This window comes from Amygdalobacter indicium (assembly GCF_029101545.1).
Classification (GTDB): domain Bacteria; phylum Bacillota; class Clostridia; order Saccharofermentanales; family Fastidiosipilaceae; genus Amygdalobacter; species Amygdalobacter indicium.
In genome coordinates this window covers 179,463-197,000 of the sequence record NZ_CP118866.1, presented here as the reverse complement: position 1 = coordinate 197,000, position 17,538 = coordinate 179,463, and the positions used below count along the sequence as shown (strand labels likewise).

Annotated in this window: 19 protein-coding genes and 1 pseudogene; 2 read left to right on the top strand and 18 right to left on the bottom strand. The window is 39.7% G+C overall.

Going from position 1 to position 17,538, the window contains the following annotated elements; genetic code table 11:
• Positions 1-464 precede the first annotated feature (464 nt).
• The 7 genes and pseudogenes from PYS60_RS00770 to PYS60_RS00740 form a co-directional block, all read right to left on the bottom strand.
• Entirely contained in the window at positions 465-950 is a 486-nt protein-coding gene (locus tag PYS60_RS00770; protein WP_315570866.1) for an NUDIX hydrolase, read from the bottom strand.
• Positions 951-1,150: 200 nt separating this feature from the next.
• Positions 1,151-1,774, bottom strand: a complete 624-nt coding sequence (locus tag PYS60_RS00765) for an SAP domain-containing protein (protein WP_315569950.1) — start codon at positions 1,772-1,774, stop codon at positions 1,151-1,153.
• A 64-nt stretch (positions 1,775-1,838) separates the two neighbouring features.
• Positions 1,839-2,243: a Fic family protein gene (locus tag PYS60_RS00760; protein ID WP_315569948.1), complete on the bottom strand. Its 405-nt coding sequence runs from the start codon at positions 2,241-2,243 to the stop codon at positions 1,839-1,841.
• A 27-nt stretch (positions 2,244-2,270) separates the two neighbouring features.
• Positions 2,271-2,441: pseudogene (locus tag PYS60_RS06590) on the bottom strand (Fic family protein); the annotation flags it as partial.
• Positions 2,442-2,720: 279 nt separating this feature from the next.
• Entirely contained in the window at positions 2,721-2,885 is a 165-nt protein-coding gene (locus PYS60_RS00750; RefSeq protein WP_315569947.1) for a hypothetical protein, read from the bottom strand.
• Between the two features lie 194 nt (positions 2,886-3,079).
• Positions 3,080-4,108 carry a S66 family peptidase gene (locus tag PYS60_RS00745; protein WP_315569945.1) on the bottom strand — a complete coding sequence of 343 codons (1,029 nt, stop codon included), beginning with the start codon at positions 4,106-4,108 and terminating at the stop codon, positions 3,080-3,082.
• Between the two features lie 288 nt (positions 4,109-4,396).
• Positions 4,397-5,383: a recombinase family protein gene (locus PYS60_RS00740; protein ID WP_315570865.1), complete on the bottom strand. Its 987-nt coding sequence runs from the start codon at positions 5,381-5,383 to the stop codon at positions 4,397-4,399.
• A gap of 277 nt (positions 5,384-5,660) precedes the next feature.
• Here PYS60_RS00740 and PYS60_RS00730 point away from each other — a divergent pair, with 277 nt between their 5' ends.
• Positions 5,661-5,861 carry a helix-turn-helix transcriptional regulator gene (locus tag PYS60_RS00730; RefSeq protein WP_101889313.1) on the top strand — a complete coding sequence of 67 codons (201 nt, stop codon included), beginning with the start codon at positions 5,661-5,663 and terminating at the stop codon, positions 5,859-5,861.
• Position 5,862: 1 nt separating this feature from the next.
• Entirely contained in the window at positions 5,863-6,312 is a 450-nt protein-coding gene (locus tag PYS60_RS00725) for a hypothetical protein (protein ID WP_315569943.1), read from the top strand.
• 988 nt (positions 6,313-7,300) lie between these two features.
• Here the strand turns inward: PYS60_RS00725 and PYS60_RS00720 are convergent.
• From PYS60_RS00720 to PYS60_RS00670, 11 genes are all read right to left on the bottom strand, one after another.
• The gene (locus PYS60_RS00720; protein WP_315569941.1) at positions 7,301-7,633 is read right to left on the bottom strand and encodes a hypothetical protein; all 333 of its coding nucleotides are present in this window, start codon (positions 7,631-7,633) and stop codon (positions 7,301-7,303) included.
• 44 nt (positions 7,634-7,677) lie between these two features.
• Positions 7,678-8,673: a type II toxin-antitoxin system antitoxin SocA domain-containing protein gene (locus PYS60_RS00715; RefSeq protein WP_315569939.1), complete on the bottom strand. Its 996-nt coding sequence runs from the start codon at positions 8,671-8,673 to the stop codon at positions 7,678-7,680.
• Positions 8,674-8,696: 23 nt separating this feature from the next.
• The gene (locus PYS60_RS00710) at positions 8,697-9,107 is read right to left on the bottom strand and encodes a hypothetical protein (protein ID WP_315569937.1); all 411 of its coding nucleotides are present in this window, start codon (positions 9,105-9,107) and stop codon (positions 8,697-8,699) included.
• A gap of 236 nt (positions 9,108-9,343) precedes the next feature.
• Complete coding sequence (locus PYS60_RS00705; protein ID WP_315569935.1) at positions 9,344-9,640, bottom strand: type II toxin-antitoxin system RelB/DinJ family antitoxin; 297 nt, start codon at positions 9,638-9,640, stop codon at positions 9,344-9,346.
• A gap of 166 nt (positions 9,641-9,806) precedes the next feature.
• Entirely contained in the window at positions 9,807-10,061 is a 255-nt protein-coding gene (locus PYS60_RS00700; protein ID WP_315569933.1) for a hypothetical protein, read from the bottom strand.
• A gap of 281 nt (positions 10,062-10,342) precedes the next feature.
• A complete protein-coding gene (locus tag PYS60_RS00695; RefSeq protein WP_315569931.1) occupies positions 10,343-11,749 on the bottom strand; it encodes an ABC transporter ATP-binding protein in 1,407 nt (468 codons plus the stop codon).
• On the bottom strand, positions 11,728-12,519 hold the full coding sequence (locus PYS60_RS00690) for an energy-coupling factor transporter transmembrane component T (protein ID WP_315569930.1): 792 nt from the start codon (positions 12,517-12,519) through the stop codon (positions 11,728-11,730). The genes PYS60_RS00695 and PYS60_RS00690 overlap by 22 nt, the downstream gene beginning before the upstream one ends.
• A 2-nt stretch (positions 12,520-12,521) precedes the next feature.
• A complete protein-coding gene (locus PYS60_RS00685) occupies positions 12,522-13,136 on the bottom strand; it encodes an MptD family putative ECF transporter S component (RefSeq protein WP_315569928.1) in 615 nt (204 codons plus the stop codon).
• 68 nt (positions 13,137-13,204) lie between these two features.
• Positions 13,205-14,923: an ABC transporter ATP-binding protein gene (locus PYS60_RS00680; RefSeq protein WP_315570863.1), complete on the bottom strand. Its 1,719-nt coding sequence runs from the start codon at positions 14,921-14,923 to the stop codon at positions 13,205-13,207.
• 4 nt (positions 14,924-14,927) lie between these two features.
• Positions 14,928-16,673: an ABC transporter ATP-binding protein gene (locus PYS60_RS00675; RefSeq protein WP_315569926.1), complete on the bottom strand. Its 1,746-nt coding sequence runs from the start codon at positions 16,671-16,673 to the stop codon at positions 14,928-14,930.
• A complete protein-coding gene (locus PYS60_RS00670) occupies positions 16,670-17,353 on the bottom strand; it encodes a TetR/AcrR family transcriptional regulator (RefSeq protein WP_315569925.1) in 684 nt (227 codons plus the stop codon). Before PYS60_RS00670 ends, PYS60_RS00675 begins: the two co-directional genes overlap by 4 nt.
• Positions 17,354-17,538: the final 185 nt, after the last annotated feature.

Sequence of the window (17,538 nt, the reverse complement as noted above, 5' to 3'; positions counted from 1 at the left end):
TGATTTGCTGCCCTTTCTGCGGCTTAGTGTATGCGCCTTCATTAGAATGAACGACAGCAAATTGACTTGCTGAACCGGCAGCTCCATGCGTATTTAAAACTCGTCCGCTTTTAGTTGTTCCCATTTACTTCACCCTTCACCATATGTGTACGGTGAAGAGCTTTATTTTCATTTAATTTCACCATATATCACTCCTTTATAATGGTGCGACAATTAAACTTGCAACTCGCCCGGAAGAAATTCCTTTTCATTTGTGCTTGACGCTTTTGGGTCTATGATTAAAAAATAAAAAGTTTTTACTTTTCGCCTATTTGCAGGCATTATATATAGTTAGTTTATCTCGATTAGGCAATTATTCCATAACGGACATATTTTGAAGTTAGCTTTTATGTCATTAAAAGTATTTGTCGTTTTTGACGAAATCACATATATGGAACAAGCCTTGCCATGGATGGTAGGCTTCCTTAATCTCTTGCATCTGTAACTATATGCTCTACACCTCTATGCTCCGACTTAAGAAATTTTTTCATAAATGTCGGATATGCTTTGCATTTATCAAGCTCATCTATCGGCACCCAGTGCATTGTCTCTTTAACGCCTGACATTGTAGTACTTTGTCCCGTAAGATTTCTTTTACCCATGGGTTTCATCATGTAGTAAAAAGTAAGTTCATGGAAATTCACTCCCTTTAAGCCGGAACTGCCGATAAAGAAGTTTTCGTGTATCACGGCAAGGTGGTCGACTTCATAATTAACACCTGCCTCTTCAAAAACTTCTCTCTTTACAGCTTCTTCTGATGTCTCGCCCATGTGCACTGCTCCGCCAACTGAGTAGTAATAGTCGTCCACACCATTTCCTGCAAGCAGCACGCAACCATCTTCAACTATTATGGCTGCCGCTCTATATCTAAACGCATTTTTATCGTCAACAATAGCACAATCATGCTCCATAACTTTTCCCATTATAATTTTCTCCTTTTCTATTCTTTTGATCCATTTGATTTCGTTTAATTTTACACTCTCGACGTGCCGTGAGACAACGCCTTTGATGTCAAAGGTTTTTGATTTTTTGAGTTTAGAATTGTCTACGAAATATTGCTTTGAGGGAAGTTGTCCACGGGTGCTTTTCAGCCCTATAAACCGGGATCTGTTTACTTACAGTATTCCTCTACTTTATATTCATACTTTTTTAAAAGTTCCCGCGAGTAAACTTTTTCATTTATCGAGTTTCTAACTTCTTTCCAGAGAATAGCTGCAACTTTTAACTTATTAGAATAACAATCACTAAATTCATCTAAACAAAAATCTTTTAGAAACTGATTCCATTGACAAGCCGAACTATCATACCTGGCGTAATCCGACTCACCATAATATATTTTAATCATATCTTGGATCGTAAATTTTATATCATTGTCCCTCTTTACTTTTCTCCAAGCCGTTGCCATATCAGCACTAAATTTAAACGGACTAATGCCTGTTACGGCTGAAAAATAATCTCGAAATTTTGGGTTAAATGAAAAACCGCATTTAAGCAATGGTGTCTCCAAGGTTATAACTTCGGACTGATTTTTGTTTCCTTTACTCATGCTCAAAAATTTTCCTACTTTATTTCCCCTAAAATATTGTTCGATAATATAGTTCAATTCTTGCTTCGTACATCTATACTCTAATCCAAGAGACTTACAAATTTGTGAAAGTTCTTCTCGATACCAATAGTATTTATTAAATTCTTCAAATGATTTTATATCTCTAAAATCAGGTCTTTTTTCTTTCATATGGCACCTTAATAAACTCTAATTCATCAGAATACAAAGCTTAACAGCCTATTATTTTTCCGTCTCAGATGGCAGCATCGGATCTGACATAATGTGTTTTTCTGCCTGCCCCCAATCGTTTCAAAGTTCCATCCTCCACAAGTTTTTTTAAGGCTGATTCCACGGATGAGCTTCCAAGGCTCGGACATGCTATCATCGCTTCCTGCTTTGTAAATGTCCCGATTTTATTCCGAACAAATTCCTTTACAATATTATATGATGTGCTCCTGACCCCGCTTTTTTCCGCAATAGTAACTCGCGCCTCAAATTCCCTGTAGCAGGCGAGTATTACACCCAGCATATATTTTATAAAAGGCTTCGGATCGTTCTTTTCTTCATGCCACAGTTTGTCTGCATCTGCCAGAGCCTTGTAATACGACTCTTTTGTATCCGCAATAGCTTTTTCGATGCTGATATACTGCCCGACCATATATCCGCTCCGATAAAGCAGGAGCAGCGTAAGAAGTCTGCTCATTCTTCCATTCCCATCATTAAATGGATGAATACAAAGAAAATCCAGTATAAAGCATGGTATCAGAATGAGGGGATGAACGATTTCCTTCTCAAGAGCTTCCTGATAGCTCTCACAGATATGCGTGACAGCATCCGGAGTTTCATATGGTTCCAGCGGCTTGAAAAGAACAATTTTCTTTTATCTTTGAGACATATGACAGTATTTCATTATCCCATGTTCTGTCTTTGAGTATGGAGTAATCAAATTTTCTCATTGTCTTTTACTTTCTCCCAATCGCTTTTATCTTATCCCAATTATGTCAGCATTTTGGGAGAATATCAATTGCCTTGGGAGATTTTTTCGCAAACTAAAAAAACACCCGACTATAGCCGAGTGCCATTCATATCTGCATACCTTTATATCTCCACATCAATCTCCAGCCCCGATTTAAATTTAACGAGTGAGTTTTTCATCAGAGACTGTTATCTTCTCGATTAGCCTTCTGATCTGTGTTTCCGAGTACTCAGTAATTGCTTCCGTCCGGCCGTCCAGAAAAGAAGTGAGGTCATCAACCTTATCTTTAACTCCCTGGCGGGATGCCGCATCCGCATCTCCCATAAGCACCGTCTTCCAATTTTCTTTCAGGGCGGGGAGAACAGCATCTTTCCTTGACCGGGCAATATTATCGGAATCCCTTGATTTCAAGGCTTTTCTGTACGTCTTAGTCCTTTACCCTAGATATCAAAACAACACTCTCCACATGACTCAGGGAAATGTAAAGAAAAACAACTCATAGCTTAGCTCAATTTTGTTTAATAACTAAAGGAGATAATTTGTTTACTTACATTTACTTCTGCTTCTACCCCAAAAGGAATTATACATCTTGGAGTTGAGTGTCCAACATTTATATTATAGACAATTGGTAAATGCTTATTAGTGATTTCTTCTAATAAAATAGATTTATACTCCTCGTAATAGATTTCATTTTGAGGTTTTCCTACTAATACTCCTGCTAATACATCAAATAAACCGTAGTCTTTTAGAGTAAGTATCATTTTCCTATATAAATCGGGTTTTGATTTTTCTTGGCTTGATTCTATTAGTAAAATCTTATTCTTCCATTCCTCAAGGGTAGGAAATAAATTATATTTGCTACAAATTTCTACTGTATCGTTAAATCTAGAATTATCGAACATATCATATATTGTTTCTATGCATCCGCCTAAAATTTTTCCACTAAATATAGGATTGCCTCTTAAAAGCTCAAAACCGGTATTAGGATGACTTTTCATTTCTACTCCCGTAGCTTTCTTGCTAAAATCTTTCCTTTCTTCATACCACACTTCACTAGGATGTATCTCATTTATTTTTCCTGTTTTTATAAGTTCCAAAAAGTAATTTTCTGTATAAGCTAACATATTAGCAGATAGTTCACATACATCCGGCAAGAAAGCCTGACCATAAAATGTTTTTATGCCAAGCTTATTTAGCATAAAGTGATTCATTGTTGAGTCAGAAAAGCCTAAAAAAAGTTTTTGTTTAACAATATTTTTTAATCTATCTCTTTCAAATAAATAAGGAGCTAATCTATAGGTATCTTCTCCACCAATAGCACATAAAATCATATCAATAGTGTCATCTTCAAAAGCAAGCAGCAAATCATCTGCCCTAAGTTCCGGATTATTTTTTAAAAAGTCTATGCCTTTCAAAGAATTAGGCAAAAATTCTATTTCGACTCCTAGTTTATTTAATCTGTCTATTCCTATTTTTATTTCATGCTCAACAAAACTTTCTCCCAAAACACCACTTGATAAGCTCACAACTCCTATTTTCTTTATCATTATTCCCTCCAAATTTCTAAATAAAGTAAAAATATCCTATGTTCTTATTTCCTTGACATCAAAACAACAGTCTCCACGTGGATTGAGAGAACTCCAAGTATAGCTACACTTTTTTGAGTGCACACTATGGATATTGGGTGCACTTTTTAACGATAGAAAAAGCTATCGTTAAAAAGTTTAAGATTAGCTTAATAGCTTGATTCTTGAGCATAAAAACAAAAACAGCCTAGAGATGATTCCCCTAGGCTGACTTTTGTAACATTTCAAACGCTCACATTCTTTTGGCTTTTACGATGCCCTTTCAACATCCACACTAAACTCTGATTTAAAAGTTACGCTGAACCTGTCCTCGTAAACTTTTATTTTCTTGATGTACTTTCTTACCAGCTTCTCGTCATACTCACTAATATCGTGACGCTCACTTTTCAGAAAATCTTCCATTTCTCTGATTCGTCTTTTAGCATCTTCTTGACCTGCTTTTTCTATAAGAAGCTGCTGTTTCTTACCTTTAAGCTCATCAATCTCGTTGGCTATTTTCGTGTAGTCTTTTTTAGCTTTAAGCAAGGTTAGTAGTATCGCTTGTTTGTCTGCAATTTTTTTATCAACCGTTTCAAGCTCGCTTAAGTTGTTGCCCGCGATAATTTCTCTAATATTGTTATTCAACGTATCCAATACTTCATCCGGTATACTAAACACCTTGTTTATGGCTTTCACTGTAGCAGACTGCAGCTCTTCCTCTTTTACTGTCGGAGCATCACAAGCACTAGGACCATTTTCCCATCTGGTACAACAACGCCAAACAACAGAACGCACTCCTCGATTGTTCCAAGCAATTCTTCTGTAAACATCCCCGCATTTAGAACAAACACATAAGCTGGATAAAGCGTACTTACTGGAATAAACTCTCCTTTTTTTATTCTCCTCACCACTAAACATGTTGGCTCGTCTTACCATTTCTTCTTGAACTTTAAAGAAAATATCTCTTGGAATAATAGACGCGTGGCTATCTTTTACATAATACTGTGGTTCTGTTCCATCATTTTTTATACGAACATGGTTAATAAAATCTGTCGTGATGGTTTTTTGTAAAAGAGCATCACCAATATATTTTTCGTTTTGCAAGATGGTTTTAATATTAGACAAGTGCCATTTTAAATGCCCGGCACCGTTTTTAACACCGTCTTTTTCAAGACCCTCCGCTATATCTCTAAGGCTTGCTCCTTCTAAATATTCTCTATAAATTCTTCTTACGACTTGTGCTTCCTTTTCAAGAATTACAAGTTACTTGAAGATTATGATAAAAAGAATTTGTTTGATGGTGAAGATTTTTTTGAAAATAGGGATAAAGCTAAATTAATTTCAAAATCTAAGGTATTAAAAATAAAAAATATAAAAAACTAATTATAGGATTGAATTTAGCAACAAACGATAGACAGTAAAAATCTCTCGTCTTTTTAGTTTAAGAAATTATAAAAAGCAAAGTAAGCTTGACAAAAAAAGCAAAGCGAACTATACTTTGCATGTAAAGTGAGCTTGCTATTGGAGGAGGAAAATGAAAAATGCAATTTCTCAATTAAGAAAACAGCATAAAATAACTCAAGAAGAATTGGCAAATGAAGTTGGAGTAACAAGACAGACTATTACTTCCATTGAAACTGGAAAATATATAGCGTCACTGCCATTGGCTTTTAAAATTGCTAAGTTTTTTGATATGAGTATTGAAGAAATATTTAGTATAGAGGAGGATGATTAATATGAACAAATTAGAAAAATATAAAAAAGAAATAGGATTTAGAATTAGTATCTTAGTCTTATTATGTATGGTTGCCTTACTCACAGTTATTATTGGAAATTTTTACTTAAAATATAAATTTCCATTAAAAGAAGATGTGACAGATTATGTAGTAGGATTTTTTATTGGACTTGAACTTGTATCTGTATTCTACCTGTCAATGCTTAGTAGAGCATATAGAAATAGAGATATATTGGAGAAGATGTATACTAAAGAAACCGATGAAAGAATGATATTAATAAAGATGAAGTCAGGATCAAATATAATACCTTTATTTTCAATGGTTATTGTAATAGTTTCTTTAATTATAGCATATGTAAGTTATGAAGCCTTTTTAGCGTTAATAATAGTTGCATTTGTACAAATAATATTTTCTAAATTACTAAAAGCATATTGGTCAAAAAAGATTTAAAAATATCATAGTGAAGGTATTAGACGATAGACAGTTAAAGCTCTATCGTCTTTTTTATACTCAAAATTAGGACGTAAAAATGGTAAAGATAAGAATCCCCACTTAAAACAATTTAATATATGAGACTTTTAGCGATTGAAATATAAGTTCAGTCGCTTTGTTAATTGAAATTTATAGATTAAGGAGAAGAAAGTAATGGATAGAGAAATGATAATTTAGCTGCCTATTCTTCGATTGTGCCTGTCCGTTCATGAGCATAGTTAAAAGCCAATCACGGAGAGATTCAAGATGTTTATTTTCTATCAATGCAGAACCGATTAACTGATAGCTTTGCCTTGATGCAGAATGGTAGAGATCCAAAGTTCTATTATCCGCTTCTTGCGTAGCACCATGAGCAAATTGATCTTTTAATGTTTCCAAGTAATCATTGTCAATAAATGAGGCTATATATTCAAAATACCTCTCAGTACATTTCGATGTACCAATAACATCAGCTGTGGCTAAGTAAGTTTTTTCAGAGAAAAGTTTAATGCCGGTTTAATAGGATCACATAATGGATTATTTATGCCACAGCCCAACTTTGGGGAATGGTTCTTTTTAGTTGCTCGTTCCATACCATCTTTCCGCCTGAGGATTTATACGGCTTTCCATTTCTATCTGGAAACTCGAACTGTACAAATCAATACTCGTAGATAGTCTTGATCATTGCAGCTAAATTATCATTCACCAGCCGGGTGCAAAGTGGGGGCACTTTTTCACGATAGGAGGGGCTATCGTTAAAAGGTTTAAGATTGGCTTGATAGCTTGATTTTAAGCATGATATCCATTCTCTTAACACAAAACCCATGCAATATTCGCTTGTTGACCGGAAACCGTGATGTTCTAATAATGGGCGTAAATTTCAAGTTCAACTTTAAAATTACGCCCAAAATGGTCAACTTGCACTTTTGCGCGTAAAAGACGCACGGCAAAAAAATTGCTTCACGCACTAAATATTTTGCCCTTTATGACTTGATGACATGTATTTCACGCACCGCGCTTTCCAAGCATCTTCACAAACGCAAGCAAACGCATCCGTCACAGACTGCAAACCTAAACTTTTAACATACTTACAAGCAACACTAAAACTATTATCAATGCTAATTTCTTCATTTACTAGCAAACTATACTTTGCACACATAGAAGGAACAGCAGAGCCAATATCATCAGATAAAACAGGATTCATATTGCTTAAAAATGAAGCCAATTCTTCACTTTTATTTTCTTTCCAATAATGATTTAACACGTAATAAATCATAGAAAACAATTCAAACTTATTCACAACTATTCCTCCCACGGATCATTATTTAATATTTCAACAAATCCTTACAGACTGGCAAACACAGCTTTCGTATACAACTGAATATCTCTAGGAGAATTCATGCCATACTGCTCTTTGATTTTCATAAAATAATCCCCAATCATATGTTTATCAATAATCTTATTTGAAGAAGCACCATCTGGAAGATCTCCCCTAGTATTAATCCACGGAGACTCACTGTGTGTGAAGTCTTCCAAAATCTTTCCACTATAACAACAAATATTTTGGATCACACTATCTAAAATAGCCTTCTCCTGAGCGGTAAATATAGAAGAATCAAATGATTCAACCTTTGAAATCGGATCAAAATGATAATCCGAATACCTCGCATAAATATCCCTGTAAACAGGCCCATGCGCCCAAGCTTCACAATCCTCAACAAAAATGTACTTTTTGAAAAATGCATAGAAGAATCCCTGGATATAATAAAGACTCTTCTGCAACGCTAATGGCGTGATATCCTCACACTGATTTAAAAGATATGCAACAACTTCACTTATCTTCCCATCAAGCATGCCATTATTGCCAATCAAAGCCGAAACAGCTTTATAACTTTTCTCGTAAGTCTGCTGAGACATCAATCGACCCTTATTTTCCTCCAAAATACTCAGATAATAAGCAGGATCATCAAATAGTCGATTCAAAGTTTCAGAATATTGCCGAGTCGGTATATCGCCATCTGCATAACGAGTAAACGTGTGTTCTCCCCATCCCAAAAGTATTGACAGTGGACGCTTACCAATATCATAACGTTCAGGAATTGCTCGAATCTTTTCAAGAGAAACGATACCGTTCTCTTTTCGGTAAACATCGTAAAGCGCTTTCAAATTAGATTCACTAATTTCTTCAACATCTACATATGCTCCACAATTAGCACACTTTGCTTCCCTGCCAATATAGTGATACTGAACGCCACGAATAGTTCCAGTCATCTCCTTTTCTTCAACAGTATACGAAACTTCATCTCTACATTCTTCACAAAATACAACTCTTACACTCATAATAATTTCTCCTTTAAAACTCTCTATCTAAACAAATAGCTAATAGGCTTATTAAGCTTATGAAAAGAGATCACAATTGTTCTTCTTCCATTCTTACCTTTAATCACGTTAAACTTCGTATACATGTCTACCAACTCTTGTTTTCCCAACGCATTAGCCAATGTTATTCTAGGAACAAAAACATAAAGAACTTCTTTATCGTATTTTATATTTATATTTTTCAGACTATGACAAAAATCATCAACTGAAATTTGCATTAAGATTTCTTTTCTCTTACTTGGATAAATGTTGTATTCGTTGATGAAATCTATATTCTCCTGACGATTTTCATTCATTGCGATATTAAAACGACCGGCATTAATACATTCTTTTATCGTCGAAAGAACATCTTCAATCTGCTTTCTAGTGTAGTTTTGATTATAATATGGATTCATGCTTTCCCCTGACTTCTTCATGTACTATTGTACTAAAAATTGTTCAGAAAATCAAGAGGTTTGTACTAATTAGTACATTATAATATTGGAATTGTTCCAGTTGCTTAACCCGGTCTCTTCTCACGTAAATAACCGCGAATATTTGGACTTCTTTTCTATTCTCATCAAACCAAAAGTAAACGTAATAATTTTTTACGCGTATTTTCCTAAAGCCAAGCTCACCCCACGGCTGCTCATCAGCGTTCAAGCTCTTCAAAAACATCATCTATCGGATAACTATCGCCACGAACCGCCTGATCATAGCCTTTAGACATCAACGCGTTAAACGTTTTCTCATCCATATCAGCTTGTGCCGGAAGCGACTTTGGAATAGTAAGCGAAAACGGAATACCCTTATTAAGAATGATTTGACGATAAAACATATCAATAGCAGTAGCCCTGGAAATTCCAATAGTTTCCAAAATCTGCTCCGCCTGCTGCTTAATATTTTCTGGTATTCTTACATTAACGTTCGCTGTCTTAGTAACGGCCATATCAATCAACCTCCATACACATATAACAAATTATTATATCGCATATTGCAACACAATTTACATGAATAAGATTCCTGGAATGATATATACACTTATAGCAAATATGGCGAGGAAAAGAAATGGTATGGAGCCTCTGTTGACTGCGCTTAGAATAAGAAAATCCACTTCATACGATTAATTCATCATTTCTTTTGTAAACAAAAGACGCTTTGGCACATAAAACTGTCATAAATGAAGGTCTAGGCATGTTTTCAGTGTCTATTTTAGAGGCTAAATCCTTTAAAGTCTTTGCACCTTCCTCAATCAACTTATCTCCACCGAGCTTAATTTCAACTAGACCATAAGACCCATTTCTTAAATGAATCACCGCATCACATTCTAAACCATTCTTATCTCTATAGTGATAATAGGTGAACTTCATCAGTCATTCAAGCATTTATCCGGTTTTTATTCGTGTATTTGGCGAGCTTTCATTCAAGTGTTTAGCTAGTTTTCATTCATGCGTTTGGACAATCACTATTCTATAGTTTGCATATTCGGTATAATCCCAAACAAGCAACTTCTTAAACTCAGGAACCTTAGTTTCCGGAATAACCACCAAGCCTGATACTCCAACATTTAAAAGCATTTTTAGAATATGCCGAACTCTATTTCGTGTGATTTCTCAAATTAGCGGACATAAAACACCACAACAGTATTACTTCACTGCAATTGCCGTGTAGAGAAACGCTCTATATTTAGAATATAATCGCACGTGATATTAAGAAATTCCACATCATGCGAAACGATAAAAATAATGCGTTTTTGGCTTTTGAGTGATTGAATGCAGTGCGATATGGCAAGCATGTTTTTATAATCCATGCCACTGGTTGGTTCATCAAAATACATGAGCGCCGCTCCGTCAACTATGCTGGTAGCAATAGCAACACGCTGTTTTTGACCCCCGGATAAACTCATGGGATGCACATTTTTGAATTCACGGATATTAAGTTGCTCTAATATAGAGTCTAGGGAAACTTCCGATATGTTTTTTTGCGTAAGTGTTAGCTCATGTTCAACAGATTCGCTAAAAAGCTGGCTGTTTACATCTTGCATTACTAGTGATGATAGCGAAATCCTCTTTCGTTTATTGCACTGTTTATCCCGGTAAAACACTGTTTCTTTTGATTGTTTCATAACACCAATAAGGCTTTTAATAAAGCTTGATTTACCACAACCGTTTTTTCCAACAATGCCATAAATATAGTTCGTATGAAAGGCAAGATTGCTTACATGAAGATTGCATTGCTTTTCAAAGCTTAATTTGAGATTGTCTATACGTAGTGTTGGACAATTTTCTATTGTGTATGGGGGCAATTCAGGCAACGAGAGCGCCTCGTCAACATTGCTTCGCAGCCCAAGCGCATGCAACTCATCTGTACTCAAGCGAATAAATTCACTTTGTGTATAACAGTGTTTTATTTCTCCCTTTTCAATATGAATAAGCTTATCAAGTATTTCGCGTAGGTAATACAAACGATGCTCAGCAATAAGCAACGTAATACCCTGTTCTTTTAAACGCCGAAGCATATTAGCAAGTATTTCAATATAAGTATGGTCTAAATTTGATGTAGGCTCATCAAGCAGTATAAGCTTGCAACCTGCAATATAGGAGCTTGCCAGGCATAAAATTTGTTTTTCGCCACCTGAAAGTTCAAAAATATTTCTATTTAATAAATGGGCAATCGGAAAAAGAGAAAGTAACTCTTGTAACCGCTCCTGCATATCCTTTTTAGACACTCCTGTGTTTTCGAGAAAAAACAGAAGCTCTTGTGTTGTATCAACATTAAAAAAATGCGTTTTGGGATTTTGAAATACTGATGATACAAGCATTGCAATTTCATATATCGGCTTTTGAGTAAGCTCGTCGCCATCAAGGGCGATGGTGCCTTCGATGCGCGCGTTATCGTAACGCGCGCCTAATCCGTTTATGGCATTTATGATGCTCGATTTTCCGCTTCCGCTTTCGCCCGTCAAAACAACGCATTCACCTGGCGATACGTTAAGGTTGATAGCATGAACCACCTGGTTTTCATCGTAAAACACACTTAGATTGTGCAGTGTAAGCATGCAATCCCTCCTACAACTAGTGCCGCAACAATGCCCATATACACAAAATCAACAACGCGAAAACGAACGGTGGTGTAGCGCGTTTTGGTGCCGGGGTTGGATATGGCTTTGCACTCTGCGGCTTTGGTAATGTCGTCGGCAAGATTGCACGACACAATCATCAGCGGCACGAATACGTACTCTAAATAGCGTGCCGGGTGGCGTTTAGAAATGTTGCGAATGCGCATAGCGGTGGTAATGGCGGCGCTTTCTTCTTTGAACGCCGGGAAAAAGCGAAACATCACCGCCAGGGGAATTGAGACGCATTGCGGTACTTTCAGCAGGTAAAGCGAGGACAGGATGGCGCTCACGCTTGAACCTTTCACCAGGAACTTTCCTGCTAAATACGGCAGCATGAACAATTTTATCACCAAGCCGACACACAAGAATATCTTCAGCACATCAGGCAGACTCGAAAGTGCGTCAAAATTCGGCACAAAACTGAGCAGCGTGTACACAATCAGCGCTTTCAGCACGGTTGCGCGATAGCCGTTCAGATACAGAAACACCAGCAGCGTAATAAACAGCGGAATTTCGGTAGGAAGGTGCTTAAAGACGCACAGCCCTGCCAGCACCAGCACCACGCATTTGCTGATGGGGTTCGGGTTGAACGGATGCGCGTGCGAGTCACAAAACGAACGGACGATTTCTGCGGCTGCTTGCGCGTCAGCTTCGCACGATGGGGCGTTGGTGCTTTCGTTCTTGGTTGATATACGCATGTGAATAGCCATTTTTATGCAACAATTCCGGCTTTTACAAAGTGCTTCTTTAAGAGCTTTTTACCGATAAGCGCCCCGATAATCGCTCCCATGATTGCCCCGATCGTTACTAAAATCAAGCTTTGCCATGTAAGAATTTGAACTAGCTGCGCTATATAAGCATCTCCCATCGGCTTACACAGTTCAAGAAAACGCTCGCGCACAAAAATCATCTGGCTTAATACGCCGGGTACCCACAGCGAATACACTGCATATGCCAGCGTGTTCCATGTGAAGCTTGAGTAGTTGCCAATTTTGCGCAGCACTTCGGCAAGCAGGGTCGTGATAATGACAATCACCAAAACAACGTACGTGTTGCCCAGCAAGAACGTGAGAGCGGGCGGTATAATGCCAAAAATTGCAAACGCAAACGCTTTTTGTTCTTTTGCCATAAATAGCAGCACCAATGGCCCGGCAATAATGGCGGCAATGGTGGGGTAGACCAAATACAAAATCGACACAATTCCCATACAGTCGCATGCCATGATAATGACAAGGTAAATCACATCGAAAATACCAATAAGAACTAAATCTTTCAACATAAGCGATTTACGCTGTTGTTTTGTTGTACTATTGTTCTGTTGTTTCATAACAATCTCCTTACTATACGAATCGCACGAACCCATCTGCCGCGCGTGGCGCTGTGGTGCGCGCCGCCTCAATATACGAACTCATCTGCCGCCTGTGTTTTCTCGATCAGCTTTTGGTAGCTTAAACTGGTACGAAGCAGCTCGCTATGCGTGCCGCACGCTTCAACGTGGCCCTCTTTCAGCACCACAATGCGCGCTGCGTTCTGAATCGACTTCATGCGATGCGAAATGATGATGACTGTTTTGTTTTTCATCAGCTCATTCAGCGATTCTTGAATTTTTCGCTCATTGTCAACATCTAAACTCGACGCAATTTCGTCCAAAATCAGAATTGGTGCATTTTTCAAAAACGCGCGCGCAATGGAGATGCGCTGGCGTTCACCGCCCGAAAGTTGCTGGCCATTTTCCCCGATGAGCGTATCAAAACCCTCGGGCAGATTGTCAATAAAGTCGCACTGCGCAAGGCGTGCGGCACGCTTTACTTCCTCATCGTCTGCGTCTTCACGCCCAATGCGAATGTTTTCAAGAACGCTTGTGTTGAACAGCACGACATCTTGAAACACAATCGACAAGTTGCGATACAGACTTTCAGCCGACACGTCTTTAATGTTCACGCCGCCAATGGAAATGCTGCCCGAATCGAAGTCGTACAGGCGCGCTATCAGGTGCAAGAGCGTCGTTTTGCCGCATCCGGATTCTCCAACCAGCGCACATACGCTGCCTTGCGGCACCGTAAAGCTAACGTCTTTAAGCACCGGTTTGTTGGTATCATACGAGAAATTCAGGTGCTCGATGCTCATGTCGAAGGACGAGAAATTCACATCGCGCCCGCTGAGCACCTTTGCATTGCGGATTTCGTTGATGCGTTCCACTGCCGAATTGATGTAGAAAATTTCCATGAAAAACTCCATGTTCGCATCAACCACTTCTTTGATTTTCATGGCAGCAAGCACGTAGCCTATCAGGTACAATATCGAAATTTCTCCCGTTTGCATAAGGAAAATGCCGCCCACAATCGTAAATGCAAGCGAGAAGTGGCCAAAAATTTCCGAGCCCATTATCAGGAACGCCGCATTGCGTTCGCTTTTCCAATGCACGCGCTGCGAATCTTCAAGCCGCGCGTATAAACTGGTTTTGACGTGCTCTGTTAAGTTGAACGCGGTAATTTCTTTCGACATCTCGATGCGTTCTTGAAACGCTTGCGAATTTTCGCGCAGGCGCACGTAATATTTGTTGAACTGCGCACGTGCGTAGTTTTTCCCCAGCACAATCAGCCCAAACGACACCAAGGTTGGCACAATAGCAAGCAGCGCCATTTTCCAGTTGCCGATAAGCATCAGTATCGTAATAAGGGGTAAGAACAGGCAAAACCCAAGTGCTGTGGGAATGGCGTGGCTGCCTGCGTGCTCGATTGCCGCTACATCGGCCATAATGCTTTGCGCAAGATCGGCAAGGTCGTGCTTCGAGAAATACGACATCTCAAGCTGCGAGAGCTTCTGCGCAATTTCGATGCGCAAGTTAGCCGCTTCCTTGTAAGTTTCGTTGTATTGCGATTCATATTCAAAGCTTAGCAACACTTCCATTACAATAAGCGTAATCAGCGAAAACAGCACGTAGGTAAGCGTGTCGTGCACATGCTGCAGTAGCAGCTGATCAACCAACAGCAACAGCAGCATTGCCGGGAACATCGTTATAACAAATACCAAGAAGCTGAACATGCCCGCCTTCAGAGCGCCGTGAACTCCCCGGTCAGTTAGGGCGAAGCTGCGTTTCAAAAACTGTTTCAAAAACTTATTCATTGCCCACTCTCCATTCATTGGCCTGCGTATAGAGCGTGTAAAGCCGTTTATACTTTCCGTTTTGCGCAATAAGCTGCGCGTGCGAGCCGCGTTCGACGATTTTTCCCTGTTCAGCAAGCAAAATTTCGTCAACGCCCGTGATGGACGACAAGCGATGTGCAATCATGATTACCGTTTTGCCGCGCATCAGCTGCTTGAACGCTTTTTGCAGTTCGTATTCGTTATCGGCGTCAACAGAAGCCGACGCTTCATCCATAATGACGATGGGTGCGTTCTTCAAGATGGCGCGCGCAATGGCAACGCGTTGCGTTTCGCCACCCGACAGGTACACGCCTTTCGTTCCAATAAGCGTATTTTCGCGTTTTTCCAGCTTGTTGATGACGCTATCAAGCCCCGCTGCCGACAGCGCTGCCATTACTTCTTCATGCGATGCATCGCGCTTAGCACAGTGAACGTTGTTGAACAGCGTGTCATTGAACAGTTTGGCGTCCTGAAACACGAAGGCAATTTCGCGGATGAGCGCCTCTTGCGTGTAGGAGGAAAGCGGCTTTCCACCAATGAGCAGCGCGCCCGAATCAAGCGGGTAGTATGCACAAATAAGCTTCGCAATGGTCGACTTGCCCGAGCCCGACTCACCCACCAGCGCATATATCTTGTTTTCCTCAAGCGTGAACGACAAATCTTGAAGAACGCGTTTGTCGCCGTAGGAAAATGACACGTCCTTAAACTCGATGGAGTGGTGCGCAAAATGCGTTTCGTTTCCAAAATGCATGGATTCATCAGCCATTTGTTTATACAGCGCTTCAAGCGAATCAACCGCGTAGTTGCCTTGGAACGCAAACATACCAATGTACATGACGCCCATGAATGCGGCAAACATCACACCCGACAAGAACAGCACCATTATTAAATCAAGCGCAAGGATAGAAGGGCTTCCCAGTTCAGGTAAGAAAAATACAATCGGGATAACAAGAATTGCCGCCACACCAAAGAACAGCAACTGATATAAAACGTAACTTTTTTTACAATGCTTCGAGTATTGGTACGCGTAATCGGAGTAGGTGTGAATAAGCGTGAACAGCTTTTTCATCGAACTAATTGACACGCCGAAAATTTTAATGACGGCAATTCCGCGAATGTATTCAACCGTTTCCGCTGATAGCTTGTCAAGTGCGTCCTGATATACTTTCATAAATTGGTTGCCGCCCATCATGCTTGCCAGGATGCCTCCCGTAACAAGCGTAAGGATGGTAACGCATAATCCAACACGTATGCCTACCAAGAAACTTACAACAATGATAAAAATAGGCATCAGGAATGCCCTGGTGGCATCGGGGATGATGTGCGCTACAATCGTGTGCGTCAGCGCTGCGTTGTCATCGATGGTTTTACGAATAGTGCCTGATGAATGGGTATCAAAGAACCTGAAGCTTGCCGTGCTCAGCCCTTCAACGCCACGTTTGCGCAGCGCGGTTTCTAAGCTGAAACCCACGTGATGCGCTATGAGCGCAGAAATTCCTAGAAATATGCTTCCTGCCAGCAACAAAAGCACAATCACGAACGCAAAACTTTGCGCGCGCTGCAGGTTGCTGTCAACGATAAGCGCGTGCAAAAAACGATAGATGGTGTAGTATCCACCTGTAATAAAGACGCATGATGCGCCCGATATAATAACTGCCAGTATGGCCAAGCCTTTAAGCCGGGGAATGTAGGCAAACAGTTTTCGGTAAGTATTCATAAGGGCTCCTTTGCCGACGGGGAAGATATTACGTGCGGGCGCGACTTGCACTGTTGCTGCGCGTGCGCACTTTCGGCTCGCGACGTGCCGTTCCCGGAATCAATTTGCTTCAGAATGAATAAGAACATCTCTTTGATGAGTGCCTGATTGCTTTGCACGAGCGCATGTTCCTTCAGCACATTTGCGGAAAGAATAATTGCATTTACAAAAAATGTCATAAACGTAACCTGATTTGAAGTAAGCCCGAATGATTTGGTGTCGATATGCTGCGCTTCAAACAATTCAAACGTCGTGCGCTCAAGTTGCTTATATACTTCTTCAAGCCGGGAGTTTCTCTTTTTAGCCAGCAGTAATTCAACGTAAACGGGCATCAGTTCGTTCGCATCAACAGCCTTTTTTGCCATTTCTTCTGCAAGAAATTCTATGCTCCACCGGCTGCCGTCTGCTATCGATCGCATAATAACTTTGTTGCGGTATACGATGCCGTCAAGCATGATGTCATACAGTATGCCGGTTGTATTTTTGTAGTAGTGATACAGGCCGCCTTTTGAAAGACCGGTTTCTTTCACAAGATCTTCCATCGTGGTATTTTCAAAGCCCTTTTCCGTAAAAATACGTGCCGCCGCGCGCTTGATTTGCTGTTTGCGCTCATCAAAGCTCAGGCGCTTATTACGAACCATAGGGCACCTCCTCACTGTTGGCGTGTGCAGCGTCAGAACGGCACGCTATCGCATCACGTACGTACGTACGTTAGTTTGTCTGCACTACATAACCCACATATTAAGCTGTTTTTCTCCCATGTCGGCATCATTTTTGCCGTTCCTGCGCGTTACGCGCCACAGCACGGTTATACCGACGGTTGCGT